This window comes from Pseudarthrobacter sp. NKDBFgelt (genome assembly GCF_046097905.1).
Lineage (GTDB): Bacteria > Actinomycetota > Actinomycetes > Actinomycetales > Micrococcaceae > Arthrobacter > Arthrobacter polychromogenes.
On sequence record NZ_JBJURL010000021.1, the window covers coordinates 20,440 to 44,430 of the forward strand.

The 23,991-nt window shown below is 67.5% G+C and carries 26 protein-coding genes; 16 read left to right on the forward strand and 10 right to left on the reverse strand.

Going from position 1 to position 23,991, the window contains the following annotated elements:
• Positions 1 to 65 precede the first annotated feature (65 nt).
• The gene (locus tag ACKAE7_RS07865) at positions 66 to 1,190 is read left to right on the forward strand and encodes a glycerate kinase (protein ID WP_191034974.1); all 1,125 of its coding nucleotides are present in this window, start codon (positions 66 to 68) and stop codon (positions 1,188 to 1,190) included.
• Between the two features lie 29 nt (positions 1,191 to 1,219).
• Here ACKAE7_RS07865 and ACKAE7_RS07870 read toward each other — a convergent pair whose 3' ends face one another.
• A complete protein-coding gene (locus ACKAE7_RS07870; protein WP_188809888.1) occupies positions 1,220 to 1,741 on the reverse strand; it encodes a DUF6328 family protein in 522 nt (173 codons plus the stop codon).
• Between the two features lie 204 nt (positions 1,742 to 1,945).
• Between ACKAE7_RS07870 and ACKAE7_RS07875 the strand changes: the two genes are divergently transcribed.
• The 4 genes from ACKAE7_RS07875 (at position 1,946) to ACKAE7_RS07890 (ending at position 5,317) form a co-directional block, all read left to right on the forward strand.
• On the forward strand, positions 1,946 to 2,845 hold the full coding sequence (locus ACKAE7_RS07875) for an SDR family oxidoreductase (protein ID WP_188809890.1): 900 nt from the start codon (positions 1,946 to 1,948) through the stop codon (positions 2,843 to 2,845).
• Between the two features lie 55 nt (positions 2,846 to 2,900).
• Positions 2,901 to 3,260, forward strand: a complete 360-nt coding sequence (locus tag ACKAE7_RS07880) for a hypothetical protein (RefSeq protein ID WP_188809892.1) — start codon at positions 2,901 to 2,903, stop codon at positions 3,258 to 3,260.
• 243 nt (positions 3,261 to 3,503) lie between these two features.
• On the forward strand, positions 3,504 to 4,403 hold the full coding sequence (locus ACKAE7_RS07885; RefSeq protein ID WP_188809894.1) for a GAF domain-containing protein: 900 nt from the start codon (positions 3,504 to 3,506) through the stop codon (positions 4,401 to 4,403).
• Positions 4,400 to 5,317 carry an SGNH/GDSL hydrolase family protein gene (locus tag ACKAE7_RS07890; RefSeq protein ID WP_408978868.1) on the forward strand — a complete coding sequence of 306 codons (918 nt, stop codon included), beginning with the start codon at positions 4,400 to 4,402 and terminating at the stop codon, positions 5,315 to 5,317. The genes ACKAE7_RS07885 and ACKAE7_RS07890 overlap by 4 nt, the downstream gene beginning before the upstream one ends.
• On the opposite strand, the gene ACKAE7_RS07895 is transcribed toward ACKAE7_RS07890, so the two are convergent.
• Complete coding sequence (locus ACKAE7_RS07895; RefSeq protein ID WP_408978869.1) at positions 5,314 to 6,666, reverse strand: uracil-xanthine permease family protein; 1,353 nt, start codon at positions 6,664 to 6,666, stop codon at positions 5,314 to 5,316. The two genes, ACKAE7_RS07890 and ACKAE7_RS07895, sit on opposite strands and share 4 nt — an antisense overlap.
• Before the next feature lie 211 nt (positions 6,667 to 6,877).
• On the opposite strand from ACKAE7_RS07895, the gene ACKAE7_RS07900 reads away from it, so the two are divergent.
• Both ACKAE7_RS07900 and ACKAE7_RS07905 read left to right on the forward strand, forming a co-directional pair.
• Positions 6,878 to 7,483: a malonic semialdehyde reductase gene (locus ACKAE7_RS07900; protein WP_408978870.1), complete on the forward strand. Its 606-nt coding sequence runs from the start codon at positions 6,878 to 6,880 to the stop codon at positions 7,481 to 7,483.
• 133 nt (positions 7,484 to 7,616) lie between these two features.
• Positions 7,617 to 8,114, forward strand: a complete 498-nt coding sequence (locus ACKAE7_RS07905; protein WP_408978871.1) for a 2'-5' RNA ligase family protein — start codon at positions 7,617 to 7,619, stop codon at positions 8,112 to 8,114.
• On the opposite strand, the gene pgm is transcribed toward ACKAE7_RS07905, so the two are convergent.
• Complete coding sequence (gene pgm / locus ACKAE7_RS07910) at positions 8,104 to 9,765, reverse strand: phosphoglucomutase (alpha-D-glucose-1,6-bisphosphate-dependent) (RefSeq protein ID WP_188809904.1); 1,662 nt, start codon at positions 9,763 to 9,765, stop codon at positions 8,104 to 8,106. The two genes, ACKAE7_RS07905 and pgm, sit on opposite strands and share 11 nt — an antisense overlap.
• Before the next feature lie 247 nt (positions 9,766 to 10,012).
• Between pgm and ACKAE7_RS07915 the strand changes: the two genes are divergently transcribed.
• Both ACKAE7_RS07915 and ACKAE7_RS07920 read left to right on the forward strand, forming a co-directional pair.
• Positions 10,013 to 10,879 (forward strand): NERD domain-containing protein, encoded by an 867-nt coding sequence (locus ACKAE7_RS07915; RefSeq protein ID WP_408978872.1) that lies wholly within the window; start codon positions 10,013 to 10,015, stop codon positions 10,877 to 10,879.
• A 50-nt stretch (positions 10,880 to 10,929) separates the two neighbouring features.
• Positions 10,930 to 11,463, forward strand: a complete 534-nt coding sequence (locus ACKAE7_RS07920) for a DUF4190 domain-containing protein (protein WP_408978873.1) — start codon at positions 10,930 to 10,932, stop codon at positions 11,461 to 11,463.
• A 94-nt stretch (positions 11,464 to 11,557) separates the two neighbouring features.
• Here the strand turns inward: ACKAE7_RS07920 and ACKAE7_RS07925 are convergent, their stop codons facing one another.
• The 5 genes from ACKAE7_RS07925 to ACKAE7_RS07945 all read right to left on the reverse strand — a co-directional run bounded on the left by ACKAE7_RS07925 (position 11,558) and on the right by ACKAE7_RS07945 (position 16,111).
• The gene (locus tag ACKAE7_RS07925) at positions 11,558 to 12,985 is read right to left on the reverse strand and encodes an FAD-binding oxidoreductase (RefSeq protein ID WP_408978887.1); all 1,428 of its coding nucleotides are present in this window, start codon (positions 12,983 to 12,985) and stop codon (positions 11,558 to 11,560) included.
• A gap of 393 nt (positions 12,986 to 13,378) precedes the next feature.
• A complete protein-coding gene (locus ACKAE7_RS07930) occupies positions 13,379 to 13,834 on the reverse strand; it encodes a lipopolysaccharide assembly LapA domain-containing protein (RefSeq protein WP_408978874.1) in 456 nt (151 codons plus the stop codon).
• A 167-nt stretch (positions 13,835 to 14,001) separates the two neighbouring features.
• Complete coding sequence (locus tag ACKAE7_RS07935) at positions 14,002 to 14,205, reverse strand: hypothetical protein (RefSeq protein ID WP_408978875.1); 204 nt, start codon at positions 14,203 to 14,205, stop codon at positions 14,002 to 14,004.
• Between the two features lie 113 nt (positions 14,206 to 14,318).
• Positions 14,319 to 14,546, reverse strand: coding sequence for a hypothetical protein (locus ACKAE7_RS07940; RefSeq protein WP_408978876.1), 228 nt, complete (start codon positions 14,544 to 14,546; stop codon positions 14,319 to 14,321).
• Between the two features lie 137 nt (positions 14,547 to 14,683).
• On the reverse strand, positions 14,684 to 16,111 hold the full coding sequence (locus ACKAE7_RS07945) for an amidase (RefSeq protein ID WP_408978877.1): 1,428 nt from the start codon (positions 16,109 to 16,111) through the stop codon (positions 14,684 to 14,686).
• Between the two features lie 208 nt (positions 16,112 to 16,319).
• Between ACKAE7_RS07945 and ACKAE7_RS07950 the strand changes: the two genes are divergently transcribed.
• From ACKAE7_RS07950 to ACKAE7_RS07960, 3 genes are all read left to right on the forward strand, one after another.
• Entirely contained in the window at positions 16,320 to 16,646 is a 327-nt protein-coding gene (locus ACKAE7_RS07950) for a rhodanese-like domain-containing protein (RefSeq protein ID WP_188809914.1), read from the forward strand.
• A gap of 82 nt (positions 16,647 to 16,728) precedes the next feature.
• Positions 16,729 to 17,709 (forward strand): prephenate dehydratase, encoded by a 981-nt coding sequence (pheA, locus tag ACKAE7_RS07955; RefSeq protein WP_408978878.1) that lies wholly within the window; start codon positions 16,729 to 16,731, stop codon positions 17,707 to 17,709.
• A gap of 94 nt (positions 17,710 to 17,803) precedes the next feature.
• A complete protein-coding gene (locus ACKAE7_RS07960; protein WP_059319417.1) occupies positions 17,804 to 18,007 on the forward strand; it encodes a hypothetical protein in 204 nt (67 codons plus the stop codon).
• 3 nt (positions 18,008 to 18,010) lie between these two features.
• On the opposite strand, the gene ACKAE7_RS07965 is transcribed toward ACKAE7_RS07960, so the two are convergent.
• Positions 18,011 to 19,066, reverse strand: coding sequence for a diacylglycerol kinase family protein (locus tag ACKAE7_RS07965; protein ID WP_188809917.1), 1,056 nt, complete (start codon positions 19,064 to 19,066; stop codon positions 18,011 to 18,013).
• A gap of 91 nt (positions 19,067 to 19,157) precedes the next feature.
• On the opposite strand from ACKAE7_RS07965, the gene serS reads away from it, so the two are divergent.
• The 4 genes from serS (at position 19,158) to ACKAE7_RS07985 (ending at position 23,256) form a co-directional block, all read left to right on the forward strand.
• The gene (serS, locus tag ACKAE7_RS07970; RefSeq protein ID WP_408978879.1) at positions 19,158 to 20,438 is read left to right on the forward strand and encodes a serine--tRNA ligase; all 1,281 of its coding nucleotides are present in this window, start codon (positions 19,158 to 19,160) and stop codon (positions 20,436 to 20,438) included.
• A gap of 176 nt (positions 20,439 to 20,614) precedes the next feature.
• Positions 20,615 to 21,628, forward strand: coding sequence for a hypothetical protein (locus ACKAE7_RS07975; protein WP_191034968.1), 1,014 nt, complete (start codon positions 20,615 to 20,617; stop codon positions 21,626 to 21,628).
• Positions 21,629 to 21,788: 160 nt separating this feature from the next.
• Positions 21,789 to 22,646 (forward strand): HAD family hydrolase, encoded by an 858-nt coding sequence (locus ACKAE7_RS07980; RefSeq protein WP_408978880.1) that lies wholly within the window; start codon positions 21,789 to 21,791, stop codon positions 22,644 to 22,646.
• 25 nt (positions 22,647 to 22,671) lie between these two features.
• Positions 22,672 to 23,256 carry a histidine phosphatase family protein gene (locus ACKAE7_RS07985; RefSeq protein ID WP_104185716.1) on the forward strand — a complete coding sequence of 195 codons (585 nt, stop codon included), beginning with the start codon at positions 22,672 to 22,674 and terminating at the stop codon, positions 23,254 to 23,256.
• Between the two features lie 12 nt (positions 23,257 to 23,268).
• On the opposite strand, the gene ACKAE7_RS07990 is transcribed toward ACKAE7_RS07985, so the two are convergent.
• Entirely contained in the window at positions 23,269 to 23,868 is a 600-nt protein-coding gene (locus tag ACKAE7_RS07990) for a hypothetical protein (protein ID WP_066273089.1), read from the reverse strand.
• Between the last annotated feature and the right edge of the window lie 123 nt (positions 23,869 to 23,991).

Consider the following 23,991-nt stretch of genomic DNA (forward strand, 5'->3'; position numbering starts at 1 on the left):
GGCAGGCTGTCCGGATGACGGATTCGGCAAGCGCTTTCCCGGCGACTGCTGGCATGATGGAGCGCATGCGCATTCTTATTGCTCCGGACAAGTTCAAGGGTTCCCTGACGGCGGCTGAAGCCGCTGCTGCCATCGCGGAAGGCGCGCTGCGCGTATACCCGGAGGCCGTTGCCACCCAGTTCCCCATCGCTGACGGCGGCGAGGGAACACTGGAGGCGGCAGTGGCCGCCGGCTTCGAGGAACGGCTCAATGCCGTGGTCGGTCCCATCCTGGCCCCCCTCGGAGCCGCCTGGGCCATCAACAAGGCCGACGACGGCAAGGTCACCGCCGTCATCGAAACGGCCCAGGCCTCCGGCCTTGCGGACATGGAACCCACCCCGGCCAACGCGCTCCGGGCCCACAGTTACGGCTGTGGACAGCTCATTGCGGCGGCCCTGGACGCCGGAGCCACCGAAATAGTGCTGGGCCTGGGCGGATCGGCCATGACGGACGGCGGCAGCGGCGCCCTGCGCGCACTGGGCCTCAAGCCGCTCGACTCGGCCGGAAACGTGGTGCCCCTGGGGGGCGGGTCACTTGCCGACGTCGCGGCACTGGACACCAGCGGGCTGGACCCCCGGCTCGCTGCCACCACCTTCAGGATCGCCGTGGATGTCAGGAATCCGCTCTTTGGAACGTCCGGCGCCGCGCACGTTTTCTCGCCGCAGAAGGGCGCGGACGCGGACACCGTGGAACTGCTCGACGCCGGCCTCCGCAACTGGGCATCCATCCTCCGTGAGGCCACCGGCCGGGACGTGAACGTCCCTGGCGCCGGCGCCGCCGGCGGCTTCCCGGCGTCGTTCCTTGCCTTCACCGGCGCAACGCTGGAAGGCGGCTTCGCCTTGGTGGCGGGACTTACCGGCCTGGCCGGGCAGTTGGGCGACGCGGACCTGGTGATCACCGGGGAAGGGTCCATGGACTCGCAGTCCCTGACCGGAAAAGCGCCCATCGCGCTGGCGGACGCGGCACGGGAGCGCGGAATTCCCGTGATCGTGGTGGCCGGCCGCATCCTGGTGACGCCCGAGGAGCTTGCTGAACATGGCGTGGTGGCCGCCGCGCAACTGCTGGACGTGGCTCCGAGCCCCCAGGACGCCGTCGCACACGCGGCCAAGTATCTGGCGTGGGCAACAAGCCAGGTCCTTGAAGGCGCTTAGGGGCACAGGCAGGCCCTTTATCGCGCAGGCTACTCCCCGTGCGGGCCGGGCGATCCCTGCCCTGCGGCGGCGCGCCTGTTGAGGTGGATAGGGACGTAGACCAGCAGGACCACCATCACTGCCATCAGCGCTCCGCCGGCAGTGAGGCCGGCCGTACGTCCCGCGGTCACGTCGAAAACCAGTGCCGCGGTACCGGCGCTCAACAGCGCGATTCCGGCGAGGGTGATTTTTGCGATGGTGTCCCCGCTGGCTACCAGTGTTTCCTTGAGCCGCTTCCGGAAGAGCCGCCGGTGCACGCTCACCGGCAGGAGGATGAGCGCGGTGGTGAGAGCCGCAATCACCACGTTGGTGAGGTAGAGGCCAACCTGGAAATCGTCAAGGGTCTCAAAGCGTTCCTGGAAGGGGAGCGTCAGCAGGAAGCCGGCCAGGATCTGGACGCCCATCTGCAGCACCCGCATCTCCTGCAGCAGTTCGGCCCAGTTGCGGTCCAGCTGCTCCTCACGGGTTTCGTTCCTGCCTGTCCTGCCCGTGTAATCCTCCACCTCGGACATTGCCCTTCCTCCCTCCACCTGTCTGCTCCCTTTCGGCTCTTCCGGCGCCGGGAAACACGGCAGGCGTTGCACCGCGACCTACATTTGATAAGTTTACTGATTATTCGCTCCGATCGGTGGACTTTGTTCCTCCGGCCGGGATAGCTTCGAAGAGCAGGTGCACGGCGGAGCTCTTCGAAAACCGACACAGTGAGCAGGCGGACTATGAGCGACACAGACAAGCAGAGGGACCAGCCAAAGGATCCCCGGGGCGGCTATCACTCCGGACCGTTCCCGGAGCAGGAGCAGAAGCAGCCCGGGCTCACGGCGCCGATGGACCCGAAGCCCGACCACGGGGAACTGAGCTACGAAGGGCACGGCAAACTCCAGGGCAAGGCCGCACTCATCACGGGCGGCGATTCCGGAATCGGCAAGGCCGCCGCCATCGCCTTCGCGCGTGAGGGCGCCGACGTCGCCATCTCCTACCTTCCGGAAGAGGAAGAGGACGCGCAGGACACCGCGGATTGGATCCGCAAGGCCGGCCAGCGCGTCCTGCTGTTTGCGGGAGACGGCCGGGAAGAGGGCTTCAGCACGCGCATCGTTGAGGAAACCGCGTCCGGATTCGGCCGGCTGGACGTGGTGGTCCTGAATGCCGCGTACCAGAAGAACCGCGAAAGCCTGGAGTCGCTGCCCACCGAGGAATTCGACCGGGTCTTCAAAACCAACCTCTACTCGCTGCTGTGGACGGCACGGGCCGCGGTACCCCATTTGAAGCCGGGCGCGTCCATCATCACCACCGCATCGATCCAGGCTTTCAACCCGTCCCCGGCGCTGATCGACTACGCCATGACCAAGGCCGCCCAGGTGGCGTTCACCAAAGCACTGGCGCAGGAACTCGGGCCCAAGGGCATCAGGGTCAACGCTGTGGCCCCCGGGCCCATCTGGACCCCGCTGATCCCCGCAACGGAATGGCCGGACAAACTCCCAACGTTCGGCCAGGACACGCCCCTGGAACGGGCCGGCCAGCCGGCCGAGCTCGCGGCCGCCTATGTGCTGCTGGCCTCAGAGGACGGTTCGTACATTTCCGGGGCGGTGCTGCCGGTAACCGGCGGCAAGGGCCTCTAGGGCTGCACCCACGCCAGCAGAACACCTTCATCCGAACCCACAACAGGAGGAAACCATGACGCAGGAAAACCAGCACGCCCAGCCCGAATCGGACCCGGGCGGCTACGGCACTCCCACCGCTGAGCAGGAGATGGGCGGATCCCAGGCACCAGTGGATGGTTCCGGACCGGGCACGGGCAGCGCCGACACCAACGCGCCGCAGTCCGATCCGGAGGCGGATCCGGTGCCCCGCGACGTCGACCTTCCCTCCAGCGCCGCCGAGATTGATGAGTCCAACGACGACTCGCAGGGTTCGGCCCCGGTCTCGTCCGAGTCCGGACAGGAAGCCGCCGGCCTTCCGGACGGCAGCGGCAACGACCTGCCCGAGGAGAAGTCACCGAACGACGACGGCGGCGAGAGCTTCGACGCCGGGTAACGGCCTGGGTGCCGCTCCATTGGGGCGGTGACCGCCTTCCCTTGGAGGCCTCCGCCCCGTGGTTCCCTGCGAACCCCGGGCGGGGGCCTTCGGCATGTCCGGTGGGCGTTGTCCACGGCGTCGTGTCTGCGGGGTGAACCCTGCAGGCTGACGCGCACTGCCCCTCCCTTGAAACGCGCGGGGGACGTATTCTTAGAAAGAGGTTTTGCAGTAGGCCGGAGCGCTTCAACCAAGGCGTAAATCATGGCGGCTGAACCCGCAGCGCAGCTCGGCTGGGGACCCCTTCCAGTACCCCCGGAACAGGTCTTCGACAGCAAGGACGTCGAAACGTACCTCTGGGAAGTCACCCGTGACTTCATGGCTGACATCAAGGGCGAGCAGCGCGGCATCAGCTGGGCGGCCACACTCTTCCGCCTGGGACAGGCACGCACTGTCGCCGCCAGCACCGAGAAAGCACTCGAAGCAAACCAGGAACAGTGCTCCTTCGCTGACGGGCCGGCCCTGGAAGCCCTCCGAACCGGCGAATTCGTGCTGCTGTCCGACGTCAGCCGGGACCGGCGCTGGCCCGGGTACGCCAGCGCGGCCGCCGGCCACGGGGTCCAGTCACTCCTGTCCATGCCCATCGCCTCCGAGGGCGGGACGAGCGCCGCCATCAACCTCTACGCCGCGCTCCCGCACGCCTTCAGCAGCGACGACCTGCTCCGGAGCCGCAGCTACGCGCACCAGGTGGCCCGGGCCCTGCGTGTTGTGGTGCGGACGGCCGAACGCGCCGAGGCCAAAGCAGGCATCGCCGTCGTGCAAAGCTCCCTTGTCCTGGTGGACCTGGCGGTGCGCAGTCTCATGGACGAGTACGGCCTCAGCCGCGAGGGGGCACTGCGGTTCCTGCAGACACAGGCGCTGCACCACGAACTCGACCTGCGCGATGCCGCGCTGAACGTTGTTGCGCCGGGTCCCGGGAGGGAGCACCCCGGGCCCGGGGAGCCCGGCAGGGAGCCTGCCGGGCTCAGGCAGGGAACGCCCGACGGCGTCGCGGACTTCCGCCTGCTGCCCCCAGCCGAGCTGGAGCAGGAGGAACAGCCCCGCCGGCGTAAAGCCGGGCGGGGCAAGGGCCCATCGCACACCGCGGAAGGGAGGACGGCATGACAACGCCGAAGCAGGAACGGTCACCCGGCCGGCCAGTTGGCCTGGATTTGGCACGCCCGGCGGAACGGGCTCCCGGATTAGGAGAGCACCCCTGGCACCGCTATGTGGCCCTCGGCGACTCCTTCACTGAGGGGGTGGGGGACCCCGAGCCCAAGAACCAGGGCGGGCTGCGGGGCTGGGCTGACCGGGTCGCCGAGGAGCTCAGCGCGGGACAGCCTGATTTTGCCTACGCCAACCTCGCGATCCGGGGCCTGCGGCTGCAGCAGATCCTGGATCAGCAGGTGGGCCCGGCGCTGGCCGCACAGCCTGACCTGGTGACGCTGTCCGCCGGCGGCAACGACATCGTGTTCCGCCGCAGCGATCCGGACAAGCTGGCCGAGAAAATTGACGCCGGCGTGGAGCAGCTCACCCGCTCCGGGGCCACCGTTGTCCTCTTCGCCGGCCCCGACTGGGGCGCAACCCCGGTCTTCGGCCAAATACGCGGCAAGGTGGCAATCCTCAACGAAAACCTCCACGTCGTGGCGGCCCGGCACAACGCTGTGATGGTTGACCTGTGGTGCCTGCGCGACCTCACCAGGCCCGGCATGTGGGACCCCGACCGCCTGCACTTCTCGCCGCTGGGCCACCACACCATCGCCTTGGGAGTGCTGCAGGCCCTGGCCATTCCCCACAGCCTTGAACCATTGCAGCCCAAGGCGCTTCCGCCGCGCAACTGGAAGGAAGCCCGGACGGAAGACTTGGTGTGGGCCCGGGAATACCTCGTACCCTGGGCGATCCGCCAGGTCAGGCACCCCGCGGAGGCTCCGCTGGTTCCCAAACGTCCCCGTCCCGGCCCCGTCTTCGGGCACGGGCATCTCCCGGCAGTCCATCCGGTAGGCCTGCCCGGGGAGCCCTTGTCCCTGAAGGAGGCCTAGCGCTTTTTCGGGGCGCGCCTGGCGACAGCGTTCCCCGCTGCCCTGGCCTGGGGAGGCAGCCCCGCCTGCTCGGTTTCGGGCTCGGCTGCGGTGCCCCGGGCCTTCGCGATGGCCTTCATGCCGTGGTAGATCACCAGGGCCGCGGCTGATCCCAGTGCGATCCCGGTGAACGTCAGGTCACCGATGGTCCAGGTGTAGTCCGCGATGCCGATGATGAGGGCCACGGCGGCGGTGGTCAGGTTCACCGGGTTCGAGAAGTTCACCTTGTTCTGAACCCAGATCTTCACGCCGAGGATACCGATCATGCCGTACAGCATGGTGGCCGCGCCGCCCAGCACTCCGGCCGGGACGGTGGCGATGAGCTCGCCGAACTTGGGGGAGAAGCTCAGGACGATGGCGAAGACGCCTGCCACCCAGTAGGCCGCCGTCGAATAGACCTTGGTGGCCGCCATGACGCCGATGTTTTCGGCGTAGGTGGTGGTGCCGGAGCCGCCGCCGAAGCCGGCCAGGACGGTGGCGGCGCCGTCCGCCATCAGCGCCCGCCCGGACACGCCGTCGAGGTTCTGGCCGGTCATGGCGGCTACGGACTTTACGTGGCCGATGTTCTCCGCCACCAGGACCAGCACCACGGGCACGAACAAGCCAAGGACGCCCACATGGAACTCGGGAGTCTGGAACTGTGGCAGGCCCACCCAGGCCGCGGCCTCCATCTTTTCGTAGCTCACCTCGCCGCGCAGCATCGCCACAAGGTAGCCCACCACCACGCCCACCAGGATGCTGAGGCGGCCCAGGATCCCCCGGAACAGCACGCTGACCAGGATGATGGTGGCCAGCGTGACCACGGCGGTGACGGGGGCGGCGTCGAAATTCTGCTTGGCTGCCGGTGCGAGGTTCAGCCCGATCAGCGCCACGATGGCGCCGGTGACGATGGGCGGCATCAGCCGGTTGATCCAGCCAGCGCCGAACTTCTGGACGATGGCACCCACCAGGGCCAGGGCCGCGCCGGCCAAGACCACGCCGCCCAGGGCTCCCGGCACGCCGAACTGCTGCTGGGACGCCATGATGGGCGCGATGAACGCGAAACTTGAGCCGAGGTAGCTGGGAACCCGGCCCTTGGTGATCACCAGGAAGAGCAGCGTTCCGATGCCGGAGAAGAACAGCGTGGTGGCAGGCGGCATTCCGGTGATGATGGGCACCAGGAACGTGGCGCCGAACATGGCCACCACATGCTGCATACCCACGCCGATGGTCAGTGGCCAGGCCAGGCGCTCATCGGGGGCTACCACGTGCCCCGGCTTGATGGACTTGCCTGTGCCGTGCAGCTTCCATTTGATTCCGAGCATGCTCATGGGCGGAGGCCTTTCGGGGGCTTTCGGGGGGATGCCGCGGAGGGCGGAGATTAACTGGGACAAGGATACCGCCCGCGCCCCGCCCACGGACTGTTGTGTCCGATGTCACGGGCCGTCACGGGAAGAGGACACTGCTGGTTGAAGTTGCAACCATGGAAAGCAACGACGCCGGCCCCGACGCAAACGGGGAGGCACAGCGAAAGGTACGCCAATGACCATTGCCCATGAAGAAGCGGTTATCGATCCGGCCGCCGTCGACGCTATTTTCGCGCAGGCCCGCACCGCCAACTCGTTCACGGGCGAGGTGACCGACGAGCAGGCGCAGGCCATCTACGAGCTCACCAAGTTCGGCCCCACGGCTTTCAACTCCCAGCCGTTGCGCGTCACCTATGTCCGCTCGGACGAAGCCCGCGCCAACCTGGTTGGCGCACTCATGGCAGGCAACCGCGCCAAGACCGCCTCCGCCCCGCTGGTGGCCATCCTCAGCTACGACACCAACTGGGCGGGCCAGTGGGACACCTTCCTCCCCGGCTACAACGCCCCCAAGGCCATGTACGACGCCAACCCGGAACTCGCCGCCGCCACGGGCAACAACAACGCGCACCTGCAGGCCGGCTACTTCATCCTGGCCGTCCGCTCCCTCGGGTTCTCCGCGGGCCCCATGACCGGAGCCGACTTCGGTGCCATCGATGAGGCGTTCTTCCCCGCGGGCGGCCAGAAGAGCTTCCTGGTGGTCAACATCGGCCAGCCCGCCGCAGACGCCTGGGGCGAGGCCAAGCCCAAATTCTCCTACGAGGACGTCGTCCGCACCGTCTAGGACGCTCTCTCACTTAATGCACCTTTTCGGCCATCGCTCTCTCATGCGCGAGAGAGCGTTGGCGGTTAAGCCGCATTAAATGAGAGAGCGTTTGACCGAGCAGGGTTAGTCGGGGGAGTGGCACACTGGGCGGATGCGGAACTTCGTCCTCGTGGCGTTTGTGGAGCCGGTCGCTGAAGGCCAGGTTTTCCCGCGGACGCAGTGGCCCCTGCACATGACCCTGTTGAGGTTCGACGTCGATGACGCCGTTGCCGAACAGGTTGCGGCGCTCGCCGGGCCACCTGCGGACAAGGCACTGGGCGCCGCGCTGACGGTGGGGGAGGACGCGGGATTCGGCCGGAACGGCTCCGTGCCCGTCAGCCTTGTCCAGCCGCAGCAGGACCTGCAGGCCCTGCACGAGCAGTTGGCCACGGCAGTCGAAAGCGCAGGTGGCAGGATCCTCACACCGGCCCACACCGGGTCCGGCTACCGGCCGCACATCTCCCACCTGCACGGCCGCCGCCTGCGCCCGGGCGACACCCTGGTGCTTGACCGGGTGGCGTTGGTGGACATGGCGCCGGACGGTGACCGCACCGTCCGGCGCATCCTGCAGCTCTGGAGCCTGCCGGAAACCGGGGCAGCTAGGCGATAACGCTGTCCACGAGGGCCTTGGCTTCCGCCTGGACCTGCTTGAGGTGCTCCTCGCCCTTGAAGGACTCGGCGTAGATCTTGTAGACGTCCTCGGTACCGGACGGGCGGGCGGCGAACCAGGCGTTCTCGGTGACCACCTTGAGCCCGCCAATCGACGCACCGTTGCCGGGCGCCTCGGTCAGCTTGGCCAGGATGGGTTCCCCGGCCAGGCTTGTGGCGGTGACGTCCGACGGCGACAGCTTGCCGAGTGCCGACTTCTGCTCCCGCGTGGCTGCTGCGTCAATGCGCGCGTAGACGGGGGCGCCGAACTGGTCCGTCAGGCCCTTGTAGAGCTGGGACGGGGACTTGCCGGTGACCGCCGTGATTTCCGAGGCGAGCAGGGCCAGCAGGATGCCGTCCTTGTCCGTGGTCCAGACGCTGCCGTCCAGCTTGTTGAAGGAAGCGCCGGCCGATTCCTCGCCGCCGAAGGCGCCCTCCCCGGAGAGCAGGCCCGGCACGAACCACTTGAAGCCGACCGGAACCTCCACGAGCTTCCGGCCCAGGCTCTGGGCTACCCGGTCGATGATGGAGGACGACACCAGGGTCTTTCCCACCACGGAGGCCGGGTTCCAGCCGCTGCGGTTGCGGTAGAGGTAATCGATGGCGACGGCGAGGTAGTGGTTGGGGTTCATCAGGCCGCCGTCTGGGGTGACGATGCCGTGCCGGTCCGCGTCGGCATCGTTGCCGGTGGCGACGTCGTATGCTGCGGTCCCGTCCGCACCGGCAGCCATCCGCTGGATCAGCGAGGCCATGGCGGCCGGGGAGGAGCAGTCCATCCGGATCTTCTCGTCCCAGTCCAGGGTCATGAAGGCCCATTGCGGATCCACGGTGGGGTTCACCACGGTGAGATCCAGGTGGTGGCGCTCGCCGATCTCGCCCCAGTAGTCCACGGATGCACCGCCCATGGGGTCGGCGCCGATGCGCACGCCGGCGTTGCGGATGGCATCCAGGTTAAGGACGGAGGGAAGGTCGTCCACGTAGCTGCTGAGGAAGTCGAACTTGCCGGTGCTGTCCGCTGCCTGGGCATCGGCCAGCGGAATCCGCTTCACCCCGCGCAGGCCGTTCTCCAGAAGCTCGTTGGCGCGGTTGGCGATCCAGCCGGTGGCATCGGAATCGGCGGGCCCGCCGTGCGGCGGGTTGTACTTGAAGCCGCCGTCTGCCGGCGGGTTGTGGCTCGGCGTGACAACGATGCCGTCTGCCTGCGGGGCGCCGGCGCCGGCGTTCCGGTTGTAGGTGAGGATTGCGTGGCTGAGCGCCGGTGTGGGGGTGTAGCCGTGGCGGGCGTCAACGAGGACCTGGACGCCGTTGGCGGCCAGGACCTCGAGTGCGGAGTTCTGCGCGGGCTCGCTGAGGGCGTGCGTGTCCTTGGCCAGGAACAGCGGCCCGGTGATGCCCTGCCCCGCCCGGTACTCCACGATGGCCTGGGTGATGGCAACGATGTGTTGCTCGTTGAATGACGCCTTCAGGCTGGAGCCGCGGTGCCCGGACGTGCCGAACGCCACGCGCTGGCCGGGATCACCCAGATCGGGCGTGATGTCGTAATACGCGTCAAGGAGCGCAGTGATGTCAACAAGGTCCTGGGGTTGGGCAACTGTGCCCGCGCGGCTAGCCATGCCACCAGCATGCCAGACAGGGACCTGAGTCAAAACGATCCGTCCGGAATGCGGCCACTGTGTCCGGCCTGTGACGGAAGATCGTCATCAAACGAGTAGTCACCCTGAGTACAGACCCCACCAAAGTACTTATATACCGGCCGCTGCACGCCCTGTTACTTTCGAAAAAGTCGGGGAATTCATCCGAGAGCAAGGCACGACGGCGGCCCCCCGCCGTCGTCCTTCCGGCAGGGAAGCAGGGGCGGCCATGGGGGCAGGAGACGGGAAAGCCGAGCAGTCCAGGCTGGCCGCCGAAAGGGTGGCCAGGCTTAAGCGCCGGCTGGACGAGGCCGAAGGCGCCACGAAGCCCTGGGACGCGGATGCTGTCAGCGAGAAGATGGTGGCGGAGAAGCTGGGCGAGCTGGTCCCGCGCGGCTGGTACGTGCTTCATGACGTGCACTGGCCCGGCCGGCCGAAAGCCAACCTGGACCACGTCCTCGTGGGGCCTGGCGGAGTGGTGGTGGTCGACTGCAAGAACTGGACCGGCGAGGTCCGGGTGTTGTCCGGGGTGCTCTGGCAGGGTCGGTACGCACGGACGCAGGCTGTGGAAGGTGCGCTGGCCCAATGCGCCGCGGTGTCGTCCGTGGTGTCGCCTCCGTACCGGCGGCTGGTCCGCCCCCTGATCTGTATGGCCGCCCAGCCGGACCTGTTTGGGGTGACAGCCTCGGACGTGGCGGTGGCCGGTACGCAGCGTGTGGTGGGTGCCATCGAGGCCCTGCCGCAGGTGCTGGACCAGCGGACCGTGGCGGGACTGTACGCGCAGCTCGGCCAGGACCTCACCCATGAACAGGAACCGGGCATCATGGCGTTCCGGCACGTCCGCCCGGGCACGGTGGTTCCGCCCGCGGCGCCACCCACGAATGCCGGAGTTCCCGCCGCCAGGTCGGGTTCGTCAGCGCGTCCGGTGGTCCGGGGCAACTCTTCGGCCGCCGGGGCCGGGGAAGGCCACCATCCAGCGGGTCACCGCGCGGCTCCAAAGGCCCGCCAGCACGGTACCGGCGGCGCCGGACGCTTGGCACTGCTGGCGGCGTTCGTCATCTTTGCGGTATACATATTGCCCTATTGGGGGCAATAGATCCGCCCCTGTGCGGGGGTAGGCTGGGATCAAGATTCCTAGGGGGAACCATGTCTGACCAGCCCAGCCAGCGGCCCGAATCCGGCCAGCCCGACTCCAGCACGCCGTCCGGCCTTGAACCGCCCCGGTTCCCGCCGCCCTACGGCAGCCAGTCGCCGTCCGCGCCGCCCTACGGACAGGGCAGCTACGGGCAGGGAGCGTACGGCGAACCCGGCCAGTATGGCGGTGCCTATGGCCAGTCGCCGAGCCCGTACAACCAGCAACCCTCCCCCTATGGCCAGCCAGCCGGCCCGTACGCCCAGCAGGGGTACTACGGCATGCAGGCGGAGCCGAAGACGCTGAGCATCGCCAGCATGGTGTGCGGCATCGCCTCGGTGATCATGGGCTGGCTCCTGCTCCCGCAGATTGCAGCAATCATCACCGGCCACATGGCGCTCAAACGCGAACCGGCCGGCAGGGGTATGTCCATTGCCGGGCTGGTCCTGGGCTACCTGTGCCTCCTGGGCTACGGCGCGTTCTGGCTGCTGGCCATCATCGGCCTTGCGATTGCCAGTTCCACCAGCGGTTCGACGTACACGTTCTAAACGGGCCTGACGCTAATCCACCTGAACGCTGTGCCGGCGGCCCGCGCCTGCGTACGTGCCGCCGTCGTGCATTCCACCCAGGCTCCTCACCCCATCACATGGGCGCCTGCGTTGGCGGGATGTTGTGGTTGAGGCGGAAGAGGTTGTGCGGATCGTAGCGGTCCTTGAGGGCCGCCAGGCGCCGGAACTTCTCTGGTCCGTACGCTGCGCGGGCGGCGTCCACGCCCCTCGGCCCCACCTCGGCGCCAAGGAAGTTGACGTACTCGCCGTGCTCCGCGAACGGCCGCATGAGCCCGTAGGCTTTCCGGGCGAACGCGGTCAGCCGCTCGTCCTCGGAGGGGTCCCGCCAGAAGCCGTAGACATTGAGCCAGTAGCGGGCAGAACGGTTGGGGAACGCCGTTGCATCCTCCGGTACCCGCCCGAACGCCCCCTCCATGTGGTGGATGTCAATGCCGGTACCCTCCCATGCCAGCTCGGAGGCGAAACTCAGCAGGACATCCACCGACTCCGCGTCCAGCCGCGAAAAGGAGACGTTCTTCCAGTAGCCGCGCGAACCCTTGGGAAACACGCTGTCCATGGCGCTCTGCCAGTCAAGCCAGGAGGTAGGGCCGACTTCCTCTTCGTCAGGAGGGGCGGCGGCCCGGAGCTGGTCAACCAGCGCAAGCCCTGCCTGCTGGTCCTCCGCCACCCACACGAACCCGATGATCATCCACGGGTCGCTGCCCATCCCGAACTCCGCCGGGAAGACCAGGAACGAGGTGATCGGGTTCATCCCGTCCGGCAGGTCCCGGGTCCAGGCGGCAAAAGCCAGGAGGGCGTTGCGCCAGTGTTCCGGGCGGTAGAACAGGTTCCCTCCCAGCGGCTGGGGCGGCAGGGGGCGGGCACGGAAGGTAAAGGAGGACGCCACCCCGAAGTTTCCGCCGCCGCCGCGCAGCCCCCAGAACAGCTCCGGATTCTCCTGCCCGCTGGCGTGCAGGTGCTCTCCCGAAGCGGTGACCACCTCCATGGATTCCAGGTTGTCGAGGGTCAGGCCGTTGGAGCGCGTCAGCCAGCCCACGCCGCCGCCGAGGGTGAGCCCCGCCACGCCTGTTCCGCTGATCACTCCCAGCGGGACGGCAAGGTTGTGCGCGGCAGTTGCGTGGTCGACGTCGGCAAGGGTGGCTCCGGGTTCCACAGTCACCAGCCTGCTCCCGGCATCCACCTGGACGTGCCTCAGCGGTCCCAGGTCCAGCACCAGCCCGCCGTCAACACTGCCGTGTCCGGCAATGTTGTGCCCGCCGCCACGGACGGCCAGCGCCAGGCCGCTTCGCCGGACGGCGTCCAGCACGGCGTCGATGTCGGCTATCGCCCCGGCGCGGACGACGGCGCGTGGCCGGAGATCGATCATGCCGTTCCATACCCGCCGGGCTTCTTCGTACAACGGATCATCAGGCTCGATCAGGGATCCCGACAGCCTGGCGCGCACCCCGTGCAGCGCCCGCTGTATTTCCAGTTCCCGGTTGGTGTCATGGACTGTGGACATCATCAGTGCTTCCGCTAAGGGTCTAAGCCCTGTGCAATATGAGGGGAAGTGAGAGGCGCCCGGGGGCACCTCGACGGAAGGAATGCCTGCGAACACCAGGGGGCAGGCTCATGCGATGTCCAGATCTTAGGATCGCCGAAAGGCCCGGTCAACAGCTTTTTGGCGGCCTGGCCCGTTGACCGCGCTGCCGCCTGCCAGGTCAATACAGTTAGCGGAGCAGCTCCGCGTCCGAGACCCGCTCGATGTGGGCCGGCATGGCCTCCGCCGCCCCCTCGGTGTCCCGGCGCCGGATGGCACCGGCGATGCGGAGGAGCTGCGGCTGCCGCTGCTCACCCTGGCTTCGCTTTTCAGGACTGGACCGGGCGGCGCCGCACTGCTTCCGGCGGCGCGCCGCTACTTCCGTTGCCGCAGCCGTGCGCGGTGGGCGTTCCTGCGGAGTTGGAGGATGCGGGCGCCACCTGCCATGGCAACCAGGACCCCTCCGGTCACGCTGGCAATAAACAGCGCCATGCCCAGCGGCACAAGGCCTTCCAGGCCGAAGTACCGCACTGCCACCTGGTCCTGGTTCTGGAGGATGAAGATGATCAACAGGATCAGGAGCACCAGGGCCGCTACGACGGCTGCCCACACCACCCCTGCCCGGGTCACCCCTGGCTGGTCCGCAGCGGACGGCGGCTGTGGTGCAGGCGTGCCGGTGCCGGCCGGCCGGTGCTCATCCGGACGGGTCAGTGCGGAGTCCGCAGTGGAGTCCACGGGGGAGGGCGTGCGGGCCGGTGCCGGGGGGACGCCGGCATGGTTCCCGGTTCCCGGTTCCGGCTGTCCTGCGGATGGGTAGTTTCCGGTACTCATGCTGGTTCCCTTCGTCGCGTGCGGATAATAAGCATGCTTATGGTTCAACCATAGTGGGAGGGTTTGCCGCAGCACAATGCGGGGCGCGCGCCGCTCCGGCCCGCCGCCAGCCTGGGAACAGCGGAAGGGCCTTCGGTGAAGACCCTTCCGTTGACCTTGGCGCGGCCTCAGACCCTCTCCTTGCTCCGTTCAGCTGAAGGGGTGCCCGGCGTCCGCGTCTTCCGCCAGCCCGGAAATGCCCAGAATGTGAATTCCTGCGCCTTGACCGGCTTCTCCGGAGTTTCCGCCGGGGTTTCGTGCTTTGCCTCGGTCTTGCTCTCGGCTTCTTTCCTGATGCCCCACCCGAAGTCCTTGCTGGATGAATAGCACATCACAGACCTCCTCACAGTGACTGCCCTTTAATCGTCCTCCTGATTCGCGGTGGAGTCGACACTTTTGCGCAAGGCCCTGGCCCGGCTTCCGGCGCTGGTGCCCTCCAGCGCGGTCACCCGCCGGCGGCGACGTCGTCGGCTTCCTGCGGGCGGTGGAACTCGCACGCTCCATGGTGCCGGAGCGGCAGGAGGCAGGTCCGTCCGGTGGGGAGATGGACCAGGGCGCAGCGGCCCTGCCCGGCCAGGTCCTCCCTGACAGTGGCGTTGCTGAGGTCCGGCCTGGCTCCGTCCGATAGAGGGCGCACCTCGCCGGCAGCCGTACTGGGATTTTCAGCTTTCATAAGGGAACTCCTCGTCGAGCAGTGGCTGGCGGAAGGGTGCCGCGGCCTGGCACGTCCACAAGTTTGCTCCCCACGGGTTACAGGCGCATTAAGCCGGCGTTAGGAGGAGGTCAATAGTGGCGCCGCGTGCAACATGGTCAGAACCCCAGCTGGCGCGCCACCTGCAGCAGGAGGGATTCTGATCCCGGAGGTCCCACAAGCTGTATTCCCATCGGCAGCCCCTGACCTGGGGCCCCGCCGGTCCAATGCACAGGGATCGTAATGGCCGGCAGTCCGCAGACGTTCACCATGGAGGACCAGGGCGCGTATTCGCATTGTTTGCGGTAATCGCCGTCAGCATCTCCCGGCCACTGCGCCGAGGGCCACCGGTCAGTGCCGTGCATGGCGCCGGTAAACCAGCCCACAGGGCGCGGTGCCTGGGCGAGTGACGGCATGAGCATCAGGTCCCACTGCGCGTACTGCGCCGCGGTGTCATGCTGGAACTGGCGCAGGAACGCCAGGGACTCGGCGAGCTTGGCCGGGCTCCGCTGCTGGGCGCGGCGCCGGAAGGTGCGGGTGAGGGGCGCCAGCAGGGCTTCCCGGTGGGGGCTGATCCTGGCCGCGCCCACGGCTGCCGTCCATGCCGAGGTGAAGGCGTCCGGGTACCGGTTGTCGTACCGGATGGAAGCTTCGCTGAGGGCATGCCCGGCATGCTCCAGCAGGTCCCCGCCCACCCGGAGGGCATCCAGCGCCTCCTGCTCCGGGACGAACGGGAAGGTGCCGGACCACGGGCTGTCCAGGCTGATGCCGATCCGCAGCCGCGGGGGCTCCAGGCCCACCGCTGCAAGGTAGCCACCGTCCGGCCTGCCCGCCGCGTCAGGTGCCGCCAGGGCGTCCATCATGAGCGCCGCATCCACGGAGTCCCGGGCAATCGGACCGGCCACCACCAGACGCGCCGGATCACCAACGCTTTCACCGGCCGGAACCACGCCGCGGCCTGGTTTGAGCCCCAGCAGCCCGCAGGCGGCTGCGGGGATCCGGACCGAGCCGCCGCCGTCGGTGCCCGGGGCGAAAGGCAGCAGTCCCGCGGCCACGGCCGCAGCGCTGCCGCCGGAGGAGCCGCCTGAGCTCCTGCTCAGGGCATGGGGATTGCGCGACGGCGGCGCGATCCGGTTTTCGCTGTAGGCCGTCAGTCCGAATTCGGGAACCTGGGTCTTGCCCAGCGGGGTCACGCCCGCTTCCCTAAGCAGGGCAACCAATGGACCGTCCGCGGGCGCAGGCTTGTGGTCCAGGGCCGCGCTGCCGTGGGTGGTCACCACGCCTGCCACGTCGGTGAGGTCCTTGAACGCCAGGGGCATGCCGTGGAGCATAGGCAGTTCCCCGGAGGGGATGCTGGAACGCACTGAGTCGGCGGTGCGGGCGTCAGTCATCGCCTGTTCCGCCGTTACCGTAATGAAGGCGCCCAGCAGCGGGTTCTGCTGTTCGATCCGGGCGAGGAAATGCGCCGCGGCCTCCGCTGCTGACACGCGCCCCTCCCGCAGGAGGTCCCGAAGGGCGACGGCCGGCAGTTCGTGGAGTTCAGTCAAGGCCGCACGGATCCATGCCGGTGCAGTGCTCAGGGCAGTGCCGGGGCGGGAATCTTCGGCTTCCTGCGGTGGCCAGTGCGGGCTGCTCAGGGAACAACGGTTCCTCCTAGGGTCACTCAGAAGCTTAACGTGGACCTGGCCTGCCGCCAGGTGGAGGCGAAAGCACTAGGCTTTAATCCGACACCGATCCGCGAAGGCAGGACCCTCCATGAGCGATTTCGACAACGTCCCCGTCGGCGACATCCCCGATGACGCCGTCATCCTTGACGTCCGCGAGGACTATGAGTGGGTGGCGGGCCATGCAGATGGTGCCCGCCACATTCCCATGGACCAGCTCCCGGCGAGGCTGGATGAACTCGATCCGGACGAGGATGTCTACGTCATCTGCCGCACCGGCGGGCGCTCGTTCCGCGCTGCCCAGTGGCTCACTGGCCAGGGCTACACCGCCATCAACGTTTCCGGCGGGATGGACATGTGGCTGGAAGCCGGCAAACCGCTCGTCTCGGACAACGGCCTGAAGCCGATGGTGCTCTAGCAGGGACGCCTGGAGCCGGGCATGTCCCGGCTGCAGCTTCTGCCGCCGGCTCCCGTCGGCGCTTACCGATAAAGGAATGTGTATGTCCGCGTCCTCCTCCACCTATGCCTTCCTGGGGCCACAGGGTACCTTCACCGAGGCAGCCCTGCTGCAGGTGCCGGACGCTGCGCAGGCCGCCCGGGTCCCGGCGTCGAACGTCAACGCCGCACTGGACTGGGTGCGCGACGGATCAGTCCACGCCGCGATGGTCCCGATCGAAAACTCCGTTGAAGGAGGCGTCACCGCCACCCTCGACGCGATCGCCGGGGGTGGCGAGCTGCGGATCATCCGCGAAGTCCTGGTGCCCATCAGCTTCGTGCTGGTCGCAAGGCCCGGAGTCCGCCTGGCCGACGTGCGGCGGGTATCAACCCACGGCCATGCCTGGGCCCAGTGCCGCCTGTGGATGGATGCGAACATTCCGTCAGCCGAATACGTACCTGGCCCATCCACGGCTGCCTCGGCACTGGGGCTCCTTGGGGAAGACTGCCTTTACGACGCCGCCATCTGCGCTCCGCTGGTGGCCCGGGAGCAGCCCGGACTGTCGGTTCTGGCTGAGGATATCGGTGACAATCCGGACGCCGTGACCCGCTTTATCCTGGTCAGCCGGCCGGGTGTCCTGCCCCCACGCACAGGTGCGGACAAAACCACGCTGGTGGTCCCTCTCCCTGAAGACCGGCCCGGCGCCCTGATGGAAATCCTCGACCAGTTCGCCAGCCGCGGGGTGAACCTCAGCCGCATTGAGTCCCGGCCCACCGGACAGTACCTGGGAGACTACTTCTTCAGCATCGACGCCGACGGGCACGTGGGCGACGAACGGATGGCCGACGCCCTGGCCGGGATCCACCGCATCAGTCCCGCCACCCGCTTCCTGGGGTCATATCCCCGGGCCGACATGCAGGCAGCGCCGGTAGAGCCGCACACTGCTGACCAGGCCTTCCAGGCAGCACGGGCCTGGGTGGCTGGCATTCTCCCGCCCGCAGCTGAGCCCGCCGAAAGCGGTTCCCCCGCTTCGCCCAAAGCGTAGGTGAATGCCGTTCCAAGTACTTCCGCGGGTTGTGGACAATGCGTATGCTTACTTGATCCACACGGGGGATGGCCCCTAACGAAGGGAGCGCGTCATGACTGCCAGCGGCACCGAAAACGACGGCCAGGGGATGATCGTCAACCCCCGGCCCACTGCCGACAACCAGGACTGGGACGGGGACGACGCCGACCGTGCTGACCGCCTGCGGTTTGAAGAAGAGCAGGCCATGATCCGTGAGCAGTCCGAGGCCCACGCTGCGGCGAAGGCGGCCGAGGAGAAGAAGCGCAAAAGCGAGTAGCCTCTAATCCTGGCCCTTGACCCGGATCAGCAGGGACCGCGGCTCCACCTGGACGGTGAGCCTGGTGGCTTCACCGGCCGTGTCTCCGTCCAGCTGGATGGCCATCGGTTCGGGGCATTTGATGACCACCCTCCCGGACCGGTAGACGGTCATGACGGGCAGTTTCCCGCTGTGCTTGAACATGATCTTGACGTACATCAGCAGCCAGCCGATGGCGCTGCGGGGGCTCATGACCACCACGTCCAGCATGCCGTCGTCAATCATGGCCTGCGGAATGAAGTCGATGCCGCCCGGGATCAGGCCGCAGTTCGCGAACAAGACGCTGCGGATGTTCCGGACCTGCTCCGGGCTGCCGTCCAGGGAGATCGAAACCTTCTTCCGGCGTCCGGGCAAGTGCCGCATGCCTGCCTCGGTATATGCCAGCCAGCCCACCGCTTTTTTCAGGCCGTCGTTGGTGTCGGCGAGGATCTCTGCGTCCATGCCTATGCCGGCGATCACCAGGAACACGTGCTCGGAGGAGCTGCCGGTGCGTGAGTTTTCGATGCCCATCCGGGCGGTGTCGATATGGCGCTGACGGCCGAACAGGGCGGTGTTGACGTTGGCGTGCAGGTCGTTGAGGTCCAGGTCCACGTTCCGTGCCAGGAGGTTGCCGGTGCCCAGCGGAATCAGCCCCATAGCCACGTTGGTGTGCACGAGGGACTCGGCCACCACGCGGACGGTCCCGTCGCCGCCGCCCACCAGGACGACGTCGGGCCTGTACGCGAGGGCGGCCGCCACCTGTGAGTAGCCGGGGTCCTCCGCCGTGGTCTCGAAAAAGACGGGATCTTCCCAGCCTGCCGCCAGGCAGCCGCGCTGGATGAGGCGTTTCGCTTCGTCCGACTGTGCCTTGATGGGGTTGAGGATCACCGCGACACGCTGTTCCGCGAGGCCCGGATCCTGGGCATCCCCGCCCACGGTACTGCGGATATGCAGGGCCTTGAGCCTGCGGACGCCCCACCAGCTGGAGATGGCGAACGCAAGGGCCACCCCGGTCAGCAGGTACAGGATCCAGTCGCTCATGGTGCCTCAACAGTAGCCCGGCGGAAGCCAGGCGGGCCCCGCACGTCCGCTGCCGCCCGCCGTCGTGCGCGGGATTGGATACCCTTGTGTGGTGATCGACGTAAAAGACCTCAGCGAAAACCCTGATAAATACCGTGCCAGCCAGCGTGCCCGCCGCGCGGACGAGTCAGTGGTGGACGCGATCATCTCCGCGGATGCCGCCCGCCGTGCGGCGCTGATCCGCTTCGAGAACCTCCGGGCCGAGCAGAACGCGTTCGGCAAGAAGGTGGCCCAGGCGAAGGGCGACGAGAAGAAGGCCCTGCTGGCCGAGGTGAAGGAGCTGGCCAACGCAGTCAAGGCCGCCTCCGCCGAGGCCGACGCCGCGCAGACCAAGCAGGATGAGCTGCTGCGCACCATCCCCAACGTCATTGAGAACGGCGTTCCCGAGGGCGGCGAGGACGACTACGTGGTGGTCAAGACGGTGGGCACGCCGCGTGAATTCCCCGACTTTGAGCCCAAAGACCACCTGGAAATCGGCGAACTGATCGGCGCCATCGACATGGAGCGCGGCGCGAAGGTTTCCGGCGCCCGCTTCTACTTCCTCCGCGGCGTTGGTGCCCGGCTGGAAATGGCGCTGCTGCAGATGGCCATGGACCAGGCCATCGAAAACGGTTTTGTCCCCATGATCACGCCAACGCTGGTGCGCCCGGAGACCATGCAGGGCACGGGCTTCGATGTAAAGCACGACGCCGAGATCTACCGGCTTGCCGAAGACGACCTTTACCTGGTGGGCACCTCGGAAGTTGCGCTGGCCGGGTACCACGCGGACGAGATCCTGGACTTCTCCGCCGGCCCCATCCGCTACGCGGGCCAGAGCTCCTGCTACCGCCGCGAAGCCGGCTCGCACGGCAAGGACACCCGCGGCATCATCCGGGTCCACCAGTTCAACAAGGTGGAAATGTTCATCTACACCACGGTTGAGGAAGCGGCCGCCGAGCACCAGCGGCTGCTGGCGTGGGAAGAAGAAATGCTGGCCAAGTGCGAGCTGCCCTACCGGGTGATCGACACTGCTGCCGGCGACCTTGGCACCTCCGCGGCGCGGAAATACGACTGCGAGGCCTGGGTCCCCACCCAGGGCGCGTACCGCGAGCTGACCTCCACCTCCAACTGCACCACCTTCCAGGCCCGCCGCCTGAACATCCGCGAACGAGCGGTGAATCAGGAGGGGGTAGCCAAGGGCACGCGCGCTGTGGCCACCCTGAACGGCACGCTGGCCACCACCCGCTGGATTGTTGCGCTGCTGGAGCACCACCAGAACGCGGACGGTTCGGTCAACGTGCCCAAGGCGCTGCAGAAGTACCTGGGCGGCCTTGAGGTCCTCCCGGTCCTCTAGCTGGCTGCCCGTTCCTAAGCTCGTTCGCGGATCCGAACCTTCAAGATGAGGTTCTGCGAACAAGCTTCTGACCTGGCGCGTTCGAGAAGTTCTGGCGTGTCGGGCCGCGCGCGGCTTTGTCCACATAGCCCGGCCACACTGCTGACTCCCAATACTGTTCCGGCCAGCCTTGACCCATGGAGATTTTGCCGGGGCTCATCGATTCCGCTGCCATCCTTCGTGAGCGCGGGACTACGGACGCTATCCACCGCGAGTTCCGGGCCGGAAGGCTTGTCCGTATCAGGCGGGGATTCTATGTGCAGACCGCCGACTGGCTCAGGGCGCGGCCGTCGGAGCGTTTCGCCTGGTCGACGGCGGCAATTACCAGATCCGTCAAGGGCGCCCTGCTGTGCGGGGAGACGGCAGCGCTAGCCAGTGGATTGCCCACCCTTCGCACGCCTCCCTGCGTTGAGCTGGCCACCACCCTGCCGGGACGGAGCGGGGTGCGGAGGTCGCCCCTGATGGTCGTGGGGGAGGACAGTGCAGCACAACAGGCGCGGGGAGTGCGCTCGTACCCGCTGCGGTACTGCCTCAAGCCGGATGTGGAACCAGTGGCTTACGGGGAATACCGCTGCACAAGCCGGATCCGGACAACCGTTGACGTTATGGTCACGGCCAGCTTCACCGAGGCCCTGGTGGTGGCTGACGGGTTGGCTCGGATACTTAGCCGCGAGGGAAGGCTGCCGTCGGATGCGGGTCTTCTTGCCATCCAGGCAATAGCGGATGGCATAGCGGCCCACCCTTATGCTTCCGCTCGACGCCGGGCGGAAAGGGTGGCGGTTCTGGCCAGCCCCCTGGCAGAGTCCGTTGGTGAGTCCTACAGCCGGGCGGCTTTCGACTTGCTTGGATTCGAACAGCCCGTGTTGCAGCACGCCTTTCATGACGGGGAGGGCTTTATCGGCAGGGCAGATTGCTGGTGGCCCAAGCAGCGGGTGGTGGGGGAATTCGACGGAAAGGCCAAGTATGTCGAGGCCGCTGTCCGGGGCAAGGCCTCAGCAGAGGAAGCCGTGTACCGGGAAAAGCTCCGCGAGGATCGGATCCGGCGGTTGGGCTTCGGCTTTGTGCGCTGGAGCTGGGCCGATCTGGAAGACCCCGGCCGACTTAAACGTAGGTTGCTCGCAGCCGGGCTGCGCCCTCGGATCAGAAGCTAGTTCGCAGATCGGAACCTTGAAAGCCATGATCTGCCAACAAGCTTGGGAGTGGTCGGCGCCCGCGCATGGTCGCGGCATACCAACAAACGTTAATGCGGAGTTCAACATATCTGTGGCCTGCGTCCTAGCGCCGCCGGGGGTCCTCTGGTTCACTATGTGAATGACAACGCTGACTGAAACCTCAGTCGCCGGCAACGATGACCGGCGAGACAACGAAAACATCAACGGGCAGAAGCTGATGGTCGCCTTGGACGTGGACGGCACGCTGGTTGACCACGACGGCCACATGTCCCCGGGCGTCCGCGAATCGGCGCAGGCAGTAGTGGCTGCCGGGCACGAGGTCATGATCGCCACCGGCCGGTCCCTCAACGCCACACTGCCCATCATCGAGAAGATCGGGATCGAGCGCGGCTACGCTGTCTGCTGCAACGGCGGTGTCACCCTCCGCCTGCACCCCGGGCTGGACGGCGGCTACGAGGTCATCCACAAAGCCACCTTCGATCCCGGACCCGCCCTCCGGGCGCTCCGGGATCGGCTTCCCTCGGCCAAGTACGCGTTGGAGGATGCTGACGGGAACTTCCTGTCCACCGAGCGCTTCCAGGATCCCAGTTTTGGCGTCGAGGCTGTCGGCGTCGATTTCCACACCATGCTCGAAGCCACGGCCGTGCGCGTGGTGGTCTTCAGCACGGAGAATACCCCGGAAGAGTTCAACGAGGCGATCGAGCACATCGGCCTCGCCGGAGTCACGTACTCCGTGGGCTGGACGGCCTGGCTGGACATCGCTGCGGCCGGCGTGACCAAAGCGAGTGCGCTGGAGAACCTCCGTGGGAGGCTCGGCATTGAACAGCACCTCACGGTGGCCATCGGCGACGGCCGCAACGACATCGAGATGCTCACCTGGGCCGGGCGGGGCGTGGCCATGGGGCAGGCGCCCGAGGAAGTCATCGCCGCTGCGGACGAGGTCACCCACTCAGTGTTCGACGACGGTGCCGCCCACGTGCTGCGCAGCTTGCTCTAACGCAGTACAAGGCAGAATGGACAGCATGACCCTCACGACGTTCGCCCTCATCCGCCACGGCCAGACAGACTGGAACGCCCAGCGCCGGTTGCAGGGATCCACCGACATTCCCTTGAACGACGTCGGCCGGGCCCAGGCGCGCGACGCCGTCGCTGTGCTGTCCGCTTACGAATGGGACGCGATCGCGTCCTCGCCCCTGAGCAGGGCCGCCGAAACCGCGGACCTGATCGCGGCCGGGCTGGGCCTCAGCGATGTCCGCCGCGTCCCGGAACTGACGGAGCGCAGCTTTGGCCCGGCCGAGGGCATGCAGGCGGGTCCTGAACTGGAGGCGTTGCGCATTCCCGGCGGCTTCCGCGGCGCCGAAAGCGAGGACGAGGCAGCGGACCGGGGACTGGCCGCGCTGGAGGCACTCGCCGAGGAATTCCGCGGCAGCCGGCTCCTCGTCGTCGCGCACGGGACGCTCCTGCGGGTCAGCCTCAGCCGCGCCGTGGGGAGCACCCTGACCAGCATCGACAACGCGGTCCTGAACCTGGCGCACCACCATGCCATCGACGGCTGGCAGCTGGAATACTTCAACGGCGAACCGGTGATGGCCGCAACGCAGCGCTAAGGCAGGCCGCCGCTAGCGCACCTCAAGGATCAGGGCCAGCAGCCGTGCCGCCGCAGGCCGGGCCGCGTGCTCCTCATTCCACTGCGCCCGCGCCACCGCCTTGCTGACGGCCTGCGTGGTGATGCCCAGCTCCTGGGCCACCGCCTTCTGCTGGCCGCGGACGCCGGGGGTCATCAGGTCCAGCACCCGCCACTCGGCCCCGGACCGGTCCCGCACGATATGGCCCAGCAGCCGCAGCACGGCCTCGGCGTCGTGGGCTATGTCCGCCAGCGGCCCCTCCACCGCTACGGGCACCCGCTCCTTGCTGTTGCGGAGCCGGTCCACGGCACGCCGCGCGTACACCAGCCCGTGGCCTGAGGCGTCCTTGATCTGGTTGGGCAGCGGCTCGTTGACGGGCCCGACGCCGATCCCCACGTACCAGGAACCGCACCGCAGCGCGATCATCGCTGCCTCCACCGCCTGGTGCGGACAGTCCACGATGCCCTGGACCTCGTCCTCCACCGACCGGTCGAAGTCGAGGCGCGCAGGAATATGCCGCAGGTCCTTGAGGAGCTGCGGCACCCGGTCGCCATCGCGCCGGCTATCCGTCTGGTTGATTGTCAGCGTGAACATCTGAATCCAAAGACTACCGGTTGGTAGCAGCCCCAGGGCAAGCGGGGTTGCCTCGCGCCGGCCCATCTGGTGCGATGGGGGAACGGCCGCACCTGCCTCATGGCGACAGCGGGGAAACACGCT

Coding starts and splice junctions, on each gene's coding strand:
- ACKAE7_RS07865 (WP_191034974.1), top strand. CDS start 66: ATGCGCATTCTTATTGCTCCGGACAAGTTCAAGGGTTCCCTGACGGCG.
- ACKAE7_RS07960 (WP_059319417.1), top strand. CDS start 17,804: ATGACTGCCAGCGGCACCGAAAACGACGGCCAGGGGATGATCGTCAAC.
- ACKAE7_RS07885 (WP_188809894.1), top strand. CDS start 3,504: ATGGCGGCTGAACCCGCAGCGCAGCTCGGCTGGGGACCCCTTCCAGTA.
- pheA (WP_408978878.1), top strand. CDS start 16,729: ATGTCCGCGTCCTCCTCCACCTATGCCTTCCTGGGGCCACAGGGTACC.
- ACKAE7_RS07985 (WP_104185716.1), top strand. CDS start 22,672: ATGACCCTCACGACGTTCGCCCTCATCCGCCACGGCCAGACAGACTGG.
- pgm (WP_188809904.1), bottom strand. CDS start 9,765: ATGGCTAGCCGCGCGGGCACAGTTGCCCAACCCCAGGACCTTGTTGAC.
- ACKAE7_RS07915 (WP_408978872.1), top strand. CDS start 10,013: ATGGGGGCAGGAGACGGGAAAGCCGAGCAGTCCAGGCTGGCCGCCGAA.
- ACKAE7_RS07965 (WP_188809917.1), bottom strand. CDS start 19,066: ATGAGCGACTGGATCCTGTACCTGCTGACCGGGGTGGCCCTTGCGTTC.
- ACKAE7_RS07975 (WP_191034968.1), top strand. CDS start 20,615: ATGGAGATTTTGCCGGGGCTCATCGATTCCGCTGCCATCCTTCGTGAG.
- ACKAE7_RS07940 (WP_408978876.1), bottom strand. CDS start 14,546: ATGAAAGCTGAAAATCCCAGTACGGCTGCCGGCGAGGTGCGCCCTCTA.
- ACKAE7_RS07920 (WP_408978873.1), top strand. CDS start 10,930: ATGTCTGACCAGCCCAGCCAGCGGCCCGAATCCGGCCAGCCCGACTCC.
- ACKAE7_RS07990 (WP_066273089.1), bottom strand. CDS start 23,868: ATGTTCACGCTGACAATCAACCAGACGGATAGCCGGCGCGATGGCGAC.
- ACKAE7_RS07875 (WP_188809890.1), top strand. CDS start 1,946: ATGAGCGACACAGACAAGCAGAGGGACCAGCCAAAGGATCCCCGGGGC.
- ACKAE7_RS07895 (WP_408978869.1), bottom strand. CDS start 6,666: ATGAGCATGCTCGGAATCAAATGGAAGCTGCACGGCACAGGCAAGTCC.
- ACKAE7_RS07925 (WP_408978887.1), bottom strand. CDS start 12,985: ATGTCCACAGTCCATGACACCAACCGGGAACTGGAAATACAGCGGGCG.
- ACKAE7_RS07950 (WP_188809914.1), top strand. CDS start 16,320: ATGAGCGATTTCGACAACGTCCCCGTCGGCGACATCCCCGATGACGCC.
- ACKAE7_RS07890 (WP_408978868.1), top strand. CDS start 4,400: ATGACAACGCCGAAGCAGGAACGGTCACCCGGCCGGCCAGTTGGCCTG.
- ACKAE7_RS07930 (WP_408978874.1), bottom strand. CDS start 13,834: ATGAGTACCGGAAACTACCCATCCGCAGGACAGCCGGAACCGGGAACC.
- ACKAE7_RS07980 (WP_408978880.1), top strand. CDS start 21,789: ATGACAACGCTGACTGAAACCTCAGTCGCCGGCAACGATGACCGGCGA.
- ACKAE7_RS07935 (WP_408978875.1), bottom strand. CDS start 14,205: ATGTGCTATTCATCCAGCAAGGACTTCGGGTGGGGCATCAGGAAAGAA.
- ACKAE7_RS07880 (WP_188809892.1), top strand. CDS start 2,901: ATGACGCAGGAAAACCAGCACGCCCAGCCCGAATCGGACCCGGGCGGC.
- ACKAE7_RS07870 (WP_188809888.1), bottom strand. CDS start 1,741: ATGTCCGAGGTGGAGGATTACACGGGCAGGACAGGCAGGAACGAAACC.
- ACKAE7_RS07900 (WP_408978870.1), top strand. CDS start 6,878: ATGACCATTGCCCATGAAGAAGCGGTTATCGATCCGGCCGCCGTCGAC.
- ACKAE7_RS07905 (WP_408978871.1), top strand. CDS start 7,617: ATGCGGAACTTCGTCCTCGTGGCGTTTGTGGAGCCGGTCGCTGAAGGC.